The following is a 15462-nucleotide window of genomic DNA, read 5'->3' as shown; positions in this document are numbered from 1 at the left end:
TGTTGTTTGCGTTCACTGTATGGTTTTTGGATAATAACCCTGGGCTTCCTTCGGGAAGTTGAGGCTTTTTATTCGGAAATTTTGAATAACGAAGTTATTCGCTAGATTTTCCGTGGTTATAGCAAGAGGGAAACGCCTGGTTCCATTCCGAACCCAGAAGCTAAGACTCTTCGCGCCGATGGTACTGCACTTTTGTGGGTGTGGGAGAGTAGGTCGCCGCGGGTTTTTTATTCAAGAGGGGAAGACCTTATAGGTCTTCCCCTCTTTTTGTGTACCCAAAAACTCTTAGAATGAAAACTCCTGGACGAAAGAAACCTAACTCATCAGAGATGCAGAGGTTTAGAGACTCAGCTGAGAAGCAGAGGAACAGGGGACGCAACCTAGACAGCCTGCCAGCCTTGATGCAGGGGCGACGAGATGGGGAGTTCACAGATCCGCCTGAATGACGAAGCAGAGGGCACGGTGGAGAAACTCTTGGTACCTTAACAACAAGAGCAATCCACATCTCTACCCGAGCGAATAGAGAACACGCAAAGGAGCATCATCATGGCTGATGAGAAGAGCATCTACGAACGCTGGAGCGAAGAACGCCTCGACCCGCCCTTCCCCAAAGAATGGGGGCTGGATGAAGAAGACGAAGCCGAGTTGCTCTGGCCCATCTGGCCCCTGCTGTTCATGGGTGAATCTGATACTGAGCAGTACGTAGAAACCATTACCGATTATGTGATGGACGTACTCGGTCTGGAATACGATGGGGAGAACGAAGACAGCAAGCTCTGGGAGAAGCGCGTAGAGGACTACGTGGAAGAGCTCATCAAGCGTCGTCGTGCCTTTGCTGCTGAGCTGGGCATTACCCCCGAAATGCAGAAGAACTCCAACCTCAACCGTGCCTTCGCAGCGCTGGAAGAAGAAGGAGTCATTGCACGACAGAACTTCACCTGCTGCGGTACCTGCGCATCCGCAGAAATCTGGGACGAAATGGATGATAGCCGTGAATGGAAGGGATACATCTACTTCCATGAGCAGGACACTGAAAGCCTCGCTGAGAGCGGCGGAACCTACATCGGTTTCGGTTCCTTCCTCGCTTACCCCAGGGACGAAGAAAAATGGAATACCCTGAGCGATGCGCAGAAGGAAGAGATTAGGGCCCTTCACGAGAAGCTCTCCGCACAGTTGCTGCGAGAGACGGTTATTCCCGTACTGGAGAAGCACGGCCTGAGCGTGAAGTGGAATGGTAACTACAACACCCGCCCCTTCATTGGGGGAGTGGAAGTCTACAACATTCCCTAACGGCTGGTGAGCTGAACCGGGTGGGTGCCTCGGCGTAGCTTGTGGCAGGGGAGGAACCTCCCAGAGCTACGAAAGTTTACGAGGAAAATAAGCTGAGAGCGTGAGAATAGACATCACAGTATCTCAGTCAGAGTATTAACTAGCCGATAAGGCACCCATTCGGTAGGCTAGACGGGTAGCGCGGTACATCCACACTAGAGAAAAGACAGAACCTATCCACATGATAGGAACTGCTCGACATACCTTTCAGTTGCTATACGTAGCAGGAAGCTGAGCTTTAGAACGCCCGGCAGAGATCAGAAGGCGCCGAGCTCAGACGAGCACTGGCACTCTGAACCTCTGCCCTGATGGGTGCGTACTCCATAAGGAGTAGGCTAGAAGAAGTGGACGAACCGCCACCCATATTCCCAACCAAAGGAGCAGGCATGTCGACCGACGCCCGCGAAAAAGCCCGCCAGATTGCGGCCCAGCAGGCCAAGAAGAGCCCCAGCCAGGCAAGCCGCCGCTGGCTCCAGTTCGGCGTACTCGCCGTGGTCCTCATCATCGTAGGTATCATCGGCTTCGTCGTAGTCAACGGCAACAAGAACACCAAGGTAGCAGAAAGCGGCCCGGTGCCCTCCAGCGCCAACGAATACGGTGGCATTGTGCTGACCAAGGACGGCATCGTCCAGAACTCCTCCACCCAGGAGACCCGCGACTTCAAGCAGCTCGCAACCTCGACCTCCTCCGTGACCCCCATGGTCAACGGAACCGCAGCAGCAGTCAACACCCTGCCCCCGGGCGTGCAGACCGCTGAAGAGGCATCCAAGAACGGCCAGCCCGTACGCGTGACCATCTTCCAGGACTACAACTGCGTGCACTGTGCAGAGTTTGAGAAGAAGTACGGTGAGGAAATCCAGAAGCTCGTCGAAGACGGCACCATCACCCTGGAAATCCGTAACCTGACCTTCCTGGACCGTTCCTCGCCCACCGCATACTCCGCACGTAACGCGGCAGCAGCATACTCCGTGGCAAACCAGGTCAGCACCCACGACTTCCTGAACTACCAGCGTGAGATCTTCACCCACCAGGGCAGCGGCGACATGAACAACCAGCAGATCGCCGACATTGCTTCGAAGTACCACGCCTCCATCGGCTCCGATATGAACGATGGCAAGTGGCGCCCCTTCGTGGACGTGGTCAACGCTGAATCCGCAAAGAACGGTATTAAGGGTACCCCCACCGTCTTCGTTGATGGTGACCAGTACACCAGCAACGACTTCAGCACCTTCCTGAAGGAAAAGATCGAAGCTAAGAAGAAGTAACCGCTTCGATACAGGAAAACCCGGTAACCTCCACGCGAGGCTACCGGGTTTTTCCATACACGGTGATGAGTACGAGGGGTGGGTGAGCAGCATACAGAGGTGGTGCTCATAAGGGGTAAAACGAAGGAAACGAACATACTATCACCCCATAATTTAGAAGTATTCTCAACCAAACCCTAAAAGAACAACTAAGCAGACTCAACCAAGAGAATAAGGTACACTGGACAGGTTGCCTCCTTAGCTCAGTTGGCCAGAGCATCTGTCTTGTAAACAGAGGGTCACCGGTTCGAATCCGGTAGGGGGCTCAGAAAAATCCTGGTTCGCACCAGCCTCATAGCAGAGGTGCGGATCAGGATTTTATTGTACGAGTGTCCTGTAGTGTCTAAGGGACCCGCACTAGCACATCGACATCCATCCTGAGGAACCGAGAATGTCTGAAACCTCCGGAACCCCGCAGGCTCCCGCCTCGCAGGGAACCTACACCACCGCCCCGCGCAGCATCAAAGCACGCGAAGCCAGCGACTACCCCCTCGAAGAGTTCATCGAATCGCGAGGATTCCGCCCCGAAATCCAGGGCCTGCGCGCCTTCGCCGTGCTCCTCGTGGTGCTTTACCATGTCTGGGTCGGCAAAGTCTCCGGCGGCGTGGACGTCTTCCTCTTCATCTCCGCCTTCCTGCTCTCGCTCTCCTTCATGCGCAAGATCAACGAAGGCAAACCCCTCAATCTCTTCAGCTACTGGATGCACGTCTTCCAGCGACTGCTACCCGTAGCCACCGTGGTTATCGCGGGTACCACCATTGCGTCCTTCTTCGTGCTCGCGCCCAGTCGCTGGTCGCAAACCGTAACCGACGCAAGGAGCTCCCTGTTCTACTTCCAGAACTGGAACCTCGCGTTCAGCTCCGTAGACTACTACGCCCAAAACGCCTCCGTGAAGTCACCCTTCCAGCACTTCTGGTCGCTCTCCATCCAGGGACAGATCTTCATCATCTGGCCCCTGCTCTTCGCCGCAGTAGCCTACGTCGTGCACCGATTCCGCGGGAACCTCTTCACCACCGCGGTATTCATCTTCAACACGGTGTTCGTCGCATCCCTGACCTTCTCCATCGTCGAAACCGACACCAACCAGGGATTCGCCTACTTCGACACCCGCACCCGCCTGTGGGAATTTGCCATCGGCACCCTGCTGGCAATGCTCACCCTCAAGTGGAAGGCACCCGAAAAGGCTCGAGTGGTTATGGGCTGGGTCGGTATCATCGGTCTGGTCACCTGTGGCGCAATCCTGCCCGTTGAACGAGCATTCCCCGGCTACCTGGCGCTCTGGCCCGTGATCTCCGGTGCGCTCGTCATCATGGCAGGCCGCACCAACAGCCGCTGGGGCATCGATCGACTGCTGGTCTCCGCACCCCTGCAGAACCTCGGCAACATCTCCTACGCCCTGTACCTGGTGCACTGGCCCATCCTCATCCTCTACAGCAGCGCCGTCGGTACCTCCCGCGTGAACTTCATCGAAGGTGCTGTCATCATCCTTACCTCCATCGGCCTGGCATGGTTGCTCATCCGCTTCGTCGAGAAGCCGCTGCGCTACCGCAAGGACCCCTTCGTACCCTGGCTCATGATGAAGATGCGCTTCAAGACCATCTTCTCGGTCAAGACCTGGGCAGACCAGCTCGCCTTCATCCTCGCGATCTTCCTGGTCGCAGGTGTACCCCTGGTAGCCGCACAGGCATGGGTAGGCTACCGCAACACCCAGTCCGAGCAGAACGCCGAACTGCAGGTACAGACCGCCAGCGAAAACTACCCCGGCGCCCGCGCTATCGGCGGCGCCCAGCAGGGACTCATTGACAACCCCATCCCCTCCGGTGGTGACGTCAAAACCCAGTTCGACGGACTGAGCGACCCCTGCGTTGGCAGCTTCGCGCCCTCCGACCCGGCACTCGCCAAGTACTGCAGCCTGCAGAAGTACGGACCCGAGGACGCACCGCTGACCATGGTCATCGGTAACTCCCACGCCGAACAGGCGCTGAGCATCTTCAAGCCCATCGCAGAACAGACCAAAACCAACCTGCAGACCTACCTGCTCGGTGGCTGCCAGTACCCGGTCCGCGCCGTCAACGCCAGCAACGAATGCTCGGAATTCAACACCAAGATGACCGAGGAAATTCTCAAGCGTAAGCCGCAGACCGTGGTGCTCATCGCCACCGTTGCCCAGGCACGCTCGAACGACGAACGAGTCGACCCGAGCCTCGATGAGACGGTCCGCCGCCTCACCGAAGCAGGAGTCCAGGTCATTGGCCTGCGCGATAACCCGCGCTTCGAGTACAACATCTACGAATGCGCTCAGAAGGCCGGCGCCGACAAGAGCTCCTGCGCACGACCCGCAAGCGACAAGTACGCCGCAGAAAACCCTGCAAAGGAAATCTTCGACAAGTACCGCAACCAGGGTGCCGTCATGGTGGACCTGAAGGACGTGTACTGCCCGGACGGCATGTGCAGCCCCGTGGTTGGAAACATCTACGTCTACATCGATGACAACCATGTCTCCAAGACCTACAGCCGCACCATGGCTCAGGAAGTCTTCCAGCGTGCAGCGGAAGGCGGCTGGCTCGTCAACGGAAAAGTGAACTTCTAAAGTTCGCCGATATAGCGGATCCCCCGTGCTGTTCTACAGAAGTGTGAACGGTTCGGGGGATTCGCTATATTCTGACCCGAAATTAGGATAGGCTAAGTTAGGAGGCTCCCGGGAAAAGCCTTAGAGAAGAAAGGACGCCATGAAAGAAATCACCGAACGCACCCTCAAAGTAGAGAACGTCAGCCTCGGCTACGGCGAAACCACCATCGTCAAAGACCTCTCCCTCGAATTCCCGAAGGGCAAAGTTACCGCCATCATCGGCCCCAACGGCTGCGGTAAATCCACCCTGCTACGCGGTGTCTCCCGACTACTCAAGCCGCTCAACGGCGACTTCACCCTCGACGGCAAACCCACCCACGAATACTCCATGAAGGGCTTCGCCCGCATGGTTGGGCTCATGCCCCAGCATCCCATCGCCCCCGAAGGAATTACCGTAGCCGACCTCGTCTCCCGAGGACGCTACCCCTACCAGGGACTCTTCAAACGCAATAGCGCCGAAGATGATGAGGCGGTCGCCTGGGCACTAGAAGCCACCGACACCATGTCCCTCGCCGAACGACAGGTCACCGAACTCTCTGGCGGCCAACGTCAGCGCGTCTGGATTGCCATGGCGCTCGCCCAAGAAACCGACATCCTACTGCTGGACGAGCCGACCACGTACCTCGACCTGGCACACCAGGTGGAGCTACTCGACCTACTCTCGGACCTCAACGAGCAACGCGGCACCACCATGATCATGGTGCTGCACGAGTTGAACCTCGCCGCCCGAGTCGCCGATTACCTCGTCGCGATGAAGGACGGCTCCATCGTCGCTCAAGGCGAAGCACACGACGTGCTCACCCGTGAGAACCTGCACACCATTTTCGGTCTGAAAGCAGAGGTCGCCGATCCGTTTAACGACGGCAGCGTCGTGGTTGTTCCGCATCCCCGGAGTGCGTCCACCGTTGCCGGTTCAGCTGTCGCATCCTAAGAAACCCCCGCTCATATCTGATGAAGCGCCCATAACAGTGGGATACTGGAAAGTAGGACGCACCGAAAGCTAAGCGAAGAAGCCGGTACACCGCGCGGGTGTGCCGGCTTCTTCCACAGAAGGGTCATTCTCTATAGAGGCCCGGAAAGAAGAACACAATGACGACCCCGCTCCTAGACTCCAACGGCAAGCTCAACGGTGAATCAGTACGCTACGTGGCAATCGGCGACTCCTTCACCGAAGGTGTGGGCGACGTTGACCGCCGCCGCCCTAACAGCCTGCGCGGCTGGGCAGACCGCGTTGCCGAAGGCATCGGTGCAGTAGACCCGCAGGCGCAGTACGCAAACCTTGCTATCCGCGGCCGCCTGCTCGGTCCCATCCTGGATGAACAGCTGCCTCGAGCCCTGGACCTCTGCCCCAATATCGTTACCTTCTACGGCGGCGGTAACGATATCATGCGCCCCAACGTTGATATCGATCAGCTCATGACCCGCGTCGACGAAGCCTTCGCAGCCATGCGCGCCCAGGACATCACGATTCTGACCGTTACGGGCTTGGATGTGCAGGGTCAGGGCCCCTTCGCCCGCACCCGCGGCCGCACCGCCACCTACAACGAGCTACTGCGCGGTATCGCCGAGGATCACGGCGTGCACATTATCGACTACTGGCGCTGGACTGACTTCCTCGATTGGCGTCTGTGGGCTGACGACCGCCTGCACATGAACGACCTCGGCCACGAACGCTTCGCATCCCGCGTGCTGGCACAGCTCGGCCTGCCCGGCGTGGTGACCGAATCGGTACTGCCCCCGGAGGTGCAGCTGACTGCTCGCGAGAAGATCGAGCAGGAGGCGCGCTGGGTTCGCGAGTTCGCCCTGCCGTGGATTGGTCGCCGCCTGAAGGGTACGAGCTCCGGTGACGGCGTGAGCCCCAAGTACCCGGAGTGGGTGCCCGCGGCAAGCCTGAATAATTAGGCTGAAGAACTAGGCTCGCGGGGGCTCACGATACGGCGTAGAACCCTAGCTAGAACTGTATCGGTAGGGGAGTGCTCTGCGCCGTATCTGCCCCATACTTGTGTCGTATCTACACCGTAACGGAGCGGGGCAAAGCGGCCGTATCCGCACCGCGACGAGCCCTTAAACTGCCCTTTAAAACCGGGGCGGAAGCGTTAAAACGAGAGTTAAAAGCTCTTTAAGCGCGTGTTTAAGTCTGTTTAACAGCCCTGCGCACACCGTCAGAAGCGGTGACGCGGGGCTGTTTTCGGCTTAAATCCGGCTTAAGCTGTTAATCTCACAACATGAATTTCAACGGTGTAATTTATCCCCGGTCACATAGAGAACGCCCGTTCTTAAATCAGTGCATTAACGCCTGACTAGGGGCGTTAAAGAATTCCTTAAAAACATCTGGACTTGCAAAAACATCCATTTTTGGTAGAATAGGTAGGTATGTTTGCCGCCCGACGGCAGGCGTGCATCCGCGAATCGCGTGCCTCGCTTAAACGAGGCGCAATCGGCTCAGAACACCGAGATTCCGCGGATTTTTAAGGCAAAATCCGGCGTGCAGGCTTGCACGAACCCCCGTATTTACCTAGAATTTAACGCTGTTCGTAGTGGTGGAAACGCCTCTCGACACTAATAAGCTTCACCGTTTTTCCCGCGGCGGGGATCGATGCGTGGCCTCTCACCCACGTGACGATCTCAAACACTCTAGCCCGGCGAATAACCCGGTGCTTCTACATTGGTGGCGGGACGCTCACGAGTAACATCGACTGCGTACCGTCATAAAAGTCAATCAATAAAGGAGTGAAACATGGCAGCAGTCTGCCAGGTGACCGGAGCTGTTCCCGGCTTTGGACACAGCATTTCGCACTCGCATCGCCGCAACAAGCGTCGATTCGACCCGAACGTTCAGAAGAAGACCTACTGGGTTCCTTCGCTGCGTCGTAAGGTAACCCTGAACGTGTCCGCTAAGGGCATCAAGGTTATCGATGCTCGTGGCATCGATGCCGTTGTTGCAGAAATCATCGCACGCGGGGAGAAGATCTAGTAAATGGCATCCAAGGCTAAGGACCTCCGTCCTATCATCAAGCTCAAGTCCACTGCTGGCACCGGTTACACCTACGTGACCCGTAAGAACCGCCGCAACAACCCCGACCGTATGGTGCTGAAGAAGTACGACCCCGTCGTTCGCAAGCACGTTGACTTCCGAGAGGAGCGCTAAGAATGGCTAAGAAGTCCAAGATCGCTCGCAACGAGCAGCGCAAGGTCATCGTCGCTCGCTACAACGAGAAGCGTATCGCGCTGAAGAAGACCCTGATCGACGAGAACGCTACCCCCGAGGAGCGCGAAGCAGCACGCGTGGCACTGCAGAAGCTGCCCCGCAACGCTTCCCCCGTTCGCGTGCGTAACCGCGACCAGATCGACGGCCGCCCCCGCGGTACCTTCCAGAAGTTCGGTATCTCCCGCGTGCGTTTCCGCGAAATGGCACACCGCGGCGAGCTGCCCGGTATCACCAAGTCCAGCTGGTAAATCTGGTATTTTAGTTCCTAAACGGTTTTCCGTCGTCACCGACGGTCACTCGCTTTAGACTCAAACCTTAAGTCTCTGGAAGGGGCACCCTAATGGCTAAGAACCGTACCGAACTCGTTGCAGAGGTTGCAGAGAAGTCTGGCAAGAGCCAGGCAACTGTCAACGCAGTCCTCGACGCAGTGTTCCAGGTTTTCGAGTCTTCCGTCTCCAAGGGCGAGAAGATCACCATCCCCGGTTGGATGGCAATCGAGCGCACCGACCGTGCAGCTCGTACCGGCCGTAACCCGCAGACCGGCGAAACTATCCAGATTCCCGCCGGTCACGGCGTGAAGCTGACCGCAGGCTCCAAGCTGAAGGCAGCAGTCGCTAAGAAGAAGTAATTCTTGAGACTTTGAATCTGATAAAAGACCCCCACCCTCACGGTGGGGGTCTTTTAGTATGCCCAGATGTTCTCTTGCTGATAGGGCATGGGTTGCTGGGGGAGGCAGAGCGGCTGGAGGGCTGGGAGGGTGCGCGCGGCGGGGAGCGTGCACAAGGTGGGTCTTCAAGACCCTAACCCTTAACTCGAGCATAAGATACAGAAAGTAGCTCGGTTTCACAGGGGAAGCTATGATGGGCTACAGAAAAATAAAGAAAATTTATACATTTAAGCAGAAAGCTATGCATAAGCTGAGCGAAAATCCGCGACTATGAAACCCCACTGGGAAAAATACTTATACATTGCCGTCCGGACACAGCTTAAACACAGCAAACTAAAGCTCAATCTTAGACTCACACCCTAAGCTGGAATCACCGGATAAGGAAAAGCCACACACCATACAAGCGGCTCAACCCCCAACCGGAAAAACAACCATACAAACCCCGGACGACCGACCCTCCGGGACTCACAAGGAGAACCCCTCATGGCACGCCACGCTCAGCGTACTTCCGCACAGCCCACCAGCCACCGCCTCCGCACCGGCGCAGCCGCATTGTCCATCGTAGCAATCGCAGCACTGGGTCTGAGCGCCTGCGGTGCACAGAACACCTCCAGCCCGGCACCCACCGCAACCGCAACCGCCAAGGCATCCTCCACCGCCGACGCGGCAGTCAACGCGGGCAACGGCAAGGTCACCGTCAAGGCAAGCGACGCAGCCTCCCCGAGCGCTACCGCAAGCAGCTCGCAGGGTACCGTCACCGTCACCGAAAACGGCGTAACCGTCAACGGTGCTGACGGAACCGGCGTGACCGCAGACGCTAGCGGCAACGCAACCGTCAACGGAGGCTCGGCTTCCAGCAACTCCGGCTCCTCTGCAAAGGTCGACGAGAAGGCAGGCGAGACCACCGCCAAGAGCGGCTCTAACGGTGCCGGTAACGGTTCTGTGACCGTCGACGGCGGAACCGTCAGCGCATCCAACGGCTACACCATGATCCAGATCGACGCTGACGGCGGCTGGTCCTACCACGCCCCCAACGGCGACATTGTAGAAGTTGATGCTGACGGCTCCTGGGAACGCGTCGGCCCGAGCGGCAACGTAGAGGTGAAAGCAGACGGATCCTGGGAGCTCGTCGGAACCCCCGGTGTTGTCGAAGTGAAGGCTGACGGCTCCTGGGAACAGACCGGACAGGGAACCTTCCAGGTACCTGCCGTACCCGTCAAGCCTGCCGGTGCTGGCGCTGACCCGGTCAAGCCCGTCACTCCCCGCCGCTAAGAAGCTGACTGACGAACCGGGTGAAAACGTGGGCTATGCCACCCGCTAGAATGCGGATAAACACCCATGCACCCGGATAAACAGACCCAAACTCGATAGAATTAACGCGGTTGGTTAAACCGATAATCGTTATGGGAACCCACACGGATCCCGCGCACGACGCGAATACGTCGCCAACTAGCCGCACCATACTAACAACCACAAGGAGAAACAATGGCTATCGCCCCCGCAATGAAGAAGACCACCGCGGTTCTGTCCATCGCTTTCGCAGGCGCACTGGGCCTGAGCGCATGTGGCTCCCAGTCCTCTTCCACCACCACCGCGACTGCATCCGCTTCTGCAACTGCTTCCGCAAGCGCATCGGCTAAGGCATCCTCTGCAGCTGCAACCACCTCGGCTGCTTCCGCTTCCGCTACTGCAGACGTGAAGGTTGACAAGGACGGCAACGTCACCGTCAAGGCTAACGACGGCGAGGGCAACTCCGCAGACGTGAAGGTCGGCGCAGACGGCAAGGCATCCGTAGACGCTAAGGACTCCGAGGGTAACTCCTCCAAGGTAGAGTCCGACGCAAAGGGCAACACCAAGGCTGAGTCCAAGGACTCCGAGGGCAACACCACCTCCACCGTTGAGGGCGACGTCGTTGTCTCTGAGGACGGCGGCTGGACCATTCAGGGTGACGAAGGTCAGGTAGCTGTACAGGCTGACGGTTCCTGGAGCCGCCAGGACGCAAACGGCCAGGTCGCAGTCAAGGCTGATGGCTCCTGGAGCATCCAGGCTAACAGCGGCCTGCAGGCAACCGTGGACGCATCCGGTGAAGTAACCTCCATCGTTGGCGGCGAGAAGGCAGACCTGAAGGCTCCGAAGGTTCCCGCAAAGCCCGCACAGGCTAAGGTCGCCCCCGTCAAGCCCGCACAGCCCAAGTAAGCTGTAAAGAGCTAACAGCGGCTTGTGGCGCTCGTAGAGCGTGACAGTCCGTGACTTATGAAGACGCCCCGTGCGCATCCGAACGTGATGCGTGCGGGGCCGTTTTGCGTCTTCAAGTTGCGCTGAACTCCTAGGGAAAATAGGAAGCTTCGCATAACTGTTGTTAGGATTAGGGAGGCGCTCAGAATCTAGCTCTCACTCAACTCTCACTCAACTCTCACTCAACAAACAACCACACTATAGGTCTCCCCGGCATAGCACGGGGATCTACCAGAAAAGAGAACACAGTGAAGAAAACTATGGCTGTTCTGTCCCTGAGCCTCGCCGCAACCTTCGGTCTTGCCGCGTGCAGCTCCAACGCCAAGGCACCCGCCGAAAGCCAGAGTGCATCCGCGAGCGCGTCCGCTTCGGCAAGCGCGTCTGCCTCCTCCAGCGCGTCCGCAACTGCAACCACCTCGGCAGCTACCTCAGCATCCACTTCGGCAAGTGCATCTGCTTCTGCACACGCAAATAGCTCGAGCTCCTCCGCTAAGGCATCCGAAAGCCAGAAGGGTGGCTTGTCGGGTGCTTCCTCCATGCCCACGGACGCCACCGATAGTAGCTACGGCCCGAAGGTCTACGAGCATTACAAGGAAACCGTCGAAGAGGCTAAGAAAGATCACTCCACCAAGAGGACTACGAACACTGAAGGTAACGTGTACGCTGACCCTGACGGAAGCATCGCTGTTGTCGAAGCTAAGAACGGTAGCTACATCAGCATTGAGAACGACGGCAGCTGGGTACGTGTGACCCCTGAAGGCGAGGTTATCGCCGTGACTGAGAAGGGCGGCTGGGCCGCTGTCAAGCCTAACGGTGAAATCATTAACGTTGATGAGAATGGCGCGGCTTCCATTATGAACGTTAAGACCTCGGAGATTTCGGACGACTACCAGTCCCTGGAAATGCCCAAGACCCCGGCTCCGGTGGGAGATTTCCCCGCCCCGAAGACCCCCGTTAAGCCGACTAGCATGGCTGTGAACTAACCGTATCCACCGCTTAGCTGGCGACTAGCTAGATCCGTTCGCCCCGTGCGCATCCGAACGTGATGCGTGCGGGGCGTTTTGCGTTGTCAAGCCGCGTTGAGAAGCCCCGTAAAAGTAGCGGGAGGGGGAGGAGAAGCTGCAAACCATCTCAGGGGGCTTTCAGGTCGCGGTGCTAGCATGAAGGCGTACTCCGGGCATACCGGAGTACAGGTCAACCACACTACGCACTGCGCCGTCGCAGAGCGGCGCATACAGAAAAGAGAGCACAGTGAAGAAGTCTATTGTTGTTCTGTCTCTGAGCCTCGCCGCAACTTTCGGCCTCGCAGCCTGCGGCGGCAACTCCGGCGGATTCACCTCCAGCCCCTCCGCATCGGCAAGCGCGTCTGCTTCCGCAACCGCCTCCGCACCTGCAAGAACCTCCGCAGCAGCAACCAGCAAGAGCACCACCTCCGCCGCAGCTGAAACTACCAAGGCAGAAACCAAGACCTCCCAGGGCACTATCAGCGCCCCCACCGATGCAAGTGAAGCCCTTAAGAAGAGCGAGGAATCCAACCAGCAGGCAACCTCCGCATTCTACAGCGCCGTCAAGGAATCCCTGAACGAGTTCAAGAACGAGGCCGGTGTGAAGAAGGTACAGACCAGCGACGGCACCGTCTACTACACCGATGAACTCGCAGTTTTCGAATCCAAGGGTGGCGCTATTGTCATCATCAAAAATACCGGTGCGTGGAGTAGCTTTGACTCCAACGGTGGAACCATCGTCGTGGATGAGGACGGCTCCTGGATCAAGGTCAACCCTGAGGACAACCTCTACACCGCCGTTAGGGCAGACGGCGCCGCTGCCGTGATGAACACTAAGACCTTAGAGCAGGCAACCGACGTCTCCACCATCGATATCCCGAAGGCACCTGGTCCCATCAACGGCTTCCGCGGCACCGCTAAGACCCCGGTCAAGCCCACCAAGGTTGCTGACTTCTCTGAGATTACAGGCCTCTAGTAAAAACGAGCTCCTGCCTCCGGGCCGAATAGCCCGACAGAACAGGGACACCAGCACCCCGTGCGTATCCGACTGTGATGCGTGCGGGGTGTTTTGCGTCTTCGATCCGAGCTGAGAAGACCCATGAAAAGCGGGGGAAGGGAAGCACCGCAACATCTCAGGGAGCTTTCAGGTCACGGTGCTAGCATGGAGGCGTACTCCGGGCATACTGGAGTACAGGTCAACCACACCATGCACTGCGCCGCCGCAGAGCGGCGCATACAGAAAAGAGAAATTCAGTGAAGAAGTCAATTGCTGTTCTGTCCCTGACCATTGCCGGTGCCCTCGGCCTCGCAGCCTGCGGCGGCAACTCCGGCGCCAACTCCAACTCCTCCGCATCGGCAAGCGCGTCCGCTTCTGCAACCGCTTCCGCAACTGCCTCGGCACCCGCAAGCACCTCCGCAGCAGCAACCAGCAAGAGCACCGCCTCCGCAGCAGCTGAAACCACCAAGGCAGAAACCAAGACCACCCAGGGCACCATCAGCGCCCCCAGCGGTCTGCCCAGCGAAGCAACCGAAGCACTCAAGAAGGGCCAGGAATCCGCCGATCAGGCAGCCTCCGCAGGCTACACCGCCAGCAAGAAAGCCCTGGAGCAGCTCAAGGAGCAGTCCGGCGTGAAGAAGGTGCAGACCAGCGATGGCACCGTCTACTACACCGATGAACTCGCTGCATTCGAATCCAAGGACGGCGCTATCATCAGCATCCAGAATAACGGTGTGTGGACCAGCATGGACTCCAACGGTACAACCATCGTCGTGAAAGAGGACGGCTCCTGGATCAAGACCAATCCCAAGGACAACCTCTACACCGTTGTCAATGCAGATGGCACCGCATCCGTGCTGAACACCAAGACCTTTGAGCAGGCGACCGACGTCTCCACCATCGAAACTCCGAAGGCCCCCGGCCGTATCGACGGCTTCAGCGGCACCGCTAAGACCCCGGTCAAGCCCACCAAGATTGGTGACCTCTCCGAGGTTGCAGGCGCCAAGTAAAAACTAGCCCCTGCCCCGGGCCGAACAGTCAGAACAGCCCGCCAGAATAGGGCTTACTAGCGCCCCGCACGTATCCGATAGTGATGCGTGCGGGGCGCTTTCGCATGCGGGAAACTACACGCCCGATATATAGAAAATAGGAAGCGTCAGGTATCTATTGCTAGGATAGGGAAGCGCTCAGAATCTAGCGCTTACTTAATACACGCCTCATGCGGTGCAGGTATGCACACAGAGCGTGTCTGAAAAAGGAAAATTAGTGAAGAAATTCATTGCTGTCTTGTCTTTGAGTCTTGCCGTAACGCTCAGCCTGGCTGCCTGTGATGAGGCTACGCAGACCACCACTATCTCCCATGAGAGTGCATCTGCAAGCGCTACTCCTAACGCTTCCTCCACCTCGCTGACTGCAAACGCCGCATCCCCTGAGTCGCAGGTGACCTCGAGTGATGCCCAGGCTAAGGCTGAGGAAGAGACAGCCGGCGCAGACTCAACGCAGGATGCTTCGGATGAAAAGCAGGTCGCTGAGGACGAAGAATCTAAGCCCACAGATTCCAACTCAGGTGCTGGCAACCAGAAATCCTTTAAAGAAACCATTGAAGAGGCCAAGAAGAGCCCCGCCTCAAAGAAATCTACGAATGCTGACGGCACCGTGTATACCTCATCCCTCGGCGATGAAATCGCCATTGTTGAGGCGAACAACGGCGATGACATCATTATCAAGAAGGACGGTAGTTGGGGCCGCGTCACTCCTGATGGATCAATCATCACCGTAGAAGCTGATGGCTCGTGGCATGCAATTATGGCTGGCGGGCGTCTTATCAATGTCGAGTCAGACGGTATGACCCAGATTATCGACTTTAAGAATGAGGTTAACGAGGAATCCTACACGTCCCTGGAAGTCCCGCAAACCCCCGCTCCTGTTGAGGCTCTCAACGTAACGCCGAAGGAACCTGTAAAGCCGACGAAGCGGGCCCGTATCTGGGACCCCGAACGGGCTTCTAATGCGGGTTAGGAATCGATGAATTCCAGCGTATTCGGCTGTATTCCGCGCACATTTGAACTGAGCTGATTATCTTAGACCG

Annotated in this window: 15 protein-coding genes, 1 tRNA gene and 1 rRNA gene; all 17 read left to right on the top strand. The window is 57.6% G+C overall.

Translation table 11 applies throughout. The features are described from left to right. The first annotated feature begins 108 nt into the window (after positions 1-108). Positions 109-225, top strand: a 5S ribosomal RNA gene (gene rrf, locus HMPREF2527_RS09535). 321 nt (positions 226-546) lie between these two features. Further along, on the top strand, positions 547-1290 hold the full coding sequence (locus tag HMPREF2527_RS09530) for a DUF6891 domain-containing protein (RefSeq protein ID WP_012904151.1): 744 nt from the start codon (positions 547-549) through the stop codon (positions 1288-1290). A 425-nt stretch (positions 1291-1715) separates the two neighbouring features. Beyond that, positions 1716-2594 (top strand): DsbA family protein, encoded by an 879-nt coding sequence (locus tag HMPREF2527_RS09525; protein ID WP_070508003.1) that lies wholly within the window; start codon positions 1716-1718, stop codon positions 2592-2594. A 231-nt stretch (positions 2595-2825) separates the two neighbouring features. Continuing rightward, positions 2826-2899 (top strand) — tRNA-Thr (locus HMPREF2527_RS09520). A gap of 125 nt (positions 2900-3024) precedes the next feature. Beyond that, complete coding sequence (locus HMPREF2527_RS09515) at positions 3025-5223, top strand: acyltransferase family protein (RefSeq protein ID WP_070508001.1); 2199 nt, start codon at positions 3025-3027, stop codon at positions 5221-5223. Positions 5224-5362: 139 nt separating this feature from the next. Next, positions 5363-6193, top strand: a complete 831-nt coding sequence (locus HMPREF2527_RS09510) for an ABC transporter ATP-binding protein (protein WP_049340521.1) — start codon at positions 5363-5365, stop codon at positions 6191-6193. A gap of 158 nt (positions 6194-6351) precedes the next feature. Then, positions 6352-7164, top strand: coding sequence for an SGNH/GDSL hydrolase family protein (locus HMPREF2527_RS09505; RefSeq protein ID WP_070507999.1), 813 nt, complete (start codon positions 6352-6354; stop codon positions 7162-7164). Positions 7165-7999: 835 nt separating this feature from the next. Then, a complete protein-coding gene (gene rpmB, locus HMPREF2527_RS09500; protein ID WP_004005966.1) occupies positions 8000-8236 on the top strand; it encodes a 50S ribosomal protein L28 in 237 nt (78 codons plus the stop codon). A gap of 3 nt (positions 8237-8239) precedes the next feature. Continuing rightward, entirely contained in the window at positions 8240-8410 is a 171-nt protein-coding gene (gene rpmG, locus HMPREF2527_RS09495) for a 50S ribosomal protein L33 (RefSeq protein ID WP_004005967.1), read from the top strand. Positions 8411-8412: 2 nt separating this feature from the next. Continuing rightward, entirely contained in the window at positions 8413-8718 is a 306-nt protein-coding gene (rpsN, locus tag HMPREF2527_RS09490; RefSeq protein ID WP_005506731.1) for a 30S ribosomal protein S14, read from the top strand. 92 nt (positions 8719-8810) lie between these two features. Continuing rightward, complete coding sequence (locus HMPREF2527_RS09485) at positions 8811-9098, top strand: HU family DNA-binding protein (RefSeq protein ID WP_005506733.1); 288 nt, start codon at positions 8811-8813, stop codon at positions 9096-9098. 522 nt (positions 9099-9620) lie between these two features. Then, complete coding sequence (locus tag HMPREF2527_RS09480; RefSeq protein ID WP_070507996.1) at positions 9621-10409, top strand: hypothetical protein; 789 nt, start codon at positions 9621-9623, stop codon at positions 10407-10409. A gap of 213 nt (positions 10410-10622) precedes the next feature. Continuing rightward, a complete protein-coding gene (locus HMPREF2527_RS09475; protein WP_070507994.1) occupies positions 10623-11333 on the top strand; it encodes a hypothetical protein in 711 nt (236 codons plus the stop codon). 299 nt (positions 11334-11632) lie between these two features. Beyond that, a complete protein-coding gene (locus tag HMPREF2527_RS09470) occupies positions 11633-12355 on the top strand; it encodes a transcriptional regulator (protein WP_246824801.1) in 723 nt (240 codons plus the stop codon). A gap of 268 nt (positions 12356-12623) precedes the next feature. Beyond that, positions 12624-13352, top strand: coding sequence for a preprotein translocase subunit SecD (locus tag HMPREF2527_RS09465; protein ID WP_070507990.1), 729 nt, complete (start codon positions 12624-12626; stop codon positions 13350-13352). A 278-nt stretch (positions 13353-13630) separates the two neighbouring features. Then, positions 13631-14383, top strand: coding sequence for a hypothetical protein (locus tag HMPREF2527_RS09460; RefSeq protein ID WP_049350543.1), 753 nt, complete (start codon positions 13631-13633; stop codon positions 14381-14383). Positions 14384-14639: 256 nt separating this feature from the next. Then, the gene (locus tag HMPREF2527_RS09455; protein ID WP_070507988.1) at positions 14640-15392 is read left to right on the top strand and encodes a hypothetical protein; all 753 of its coding nucleotides are present in this window, start codon (positions 14640-14642) and stop codon (positions 15390-15392) included. The last annotated feature ends 70 nt before the right edge of the window (positions 15393-15462 follow it).

Origin of the sequence: Rothia sp. HMSC071B01 (genome assembly GCF_001808945.1) — a bacterium.
Taxonomy (GTDB): domain Bacteria; phylum Actinomycetota; class Actinomycetes; order Actinomycetales; family Micrococcaceae; genus Rothia.
This window is presented reverse-complemented; position numbering and strand designations above follow the sequence as displayed.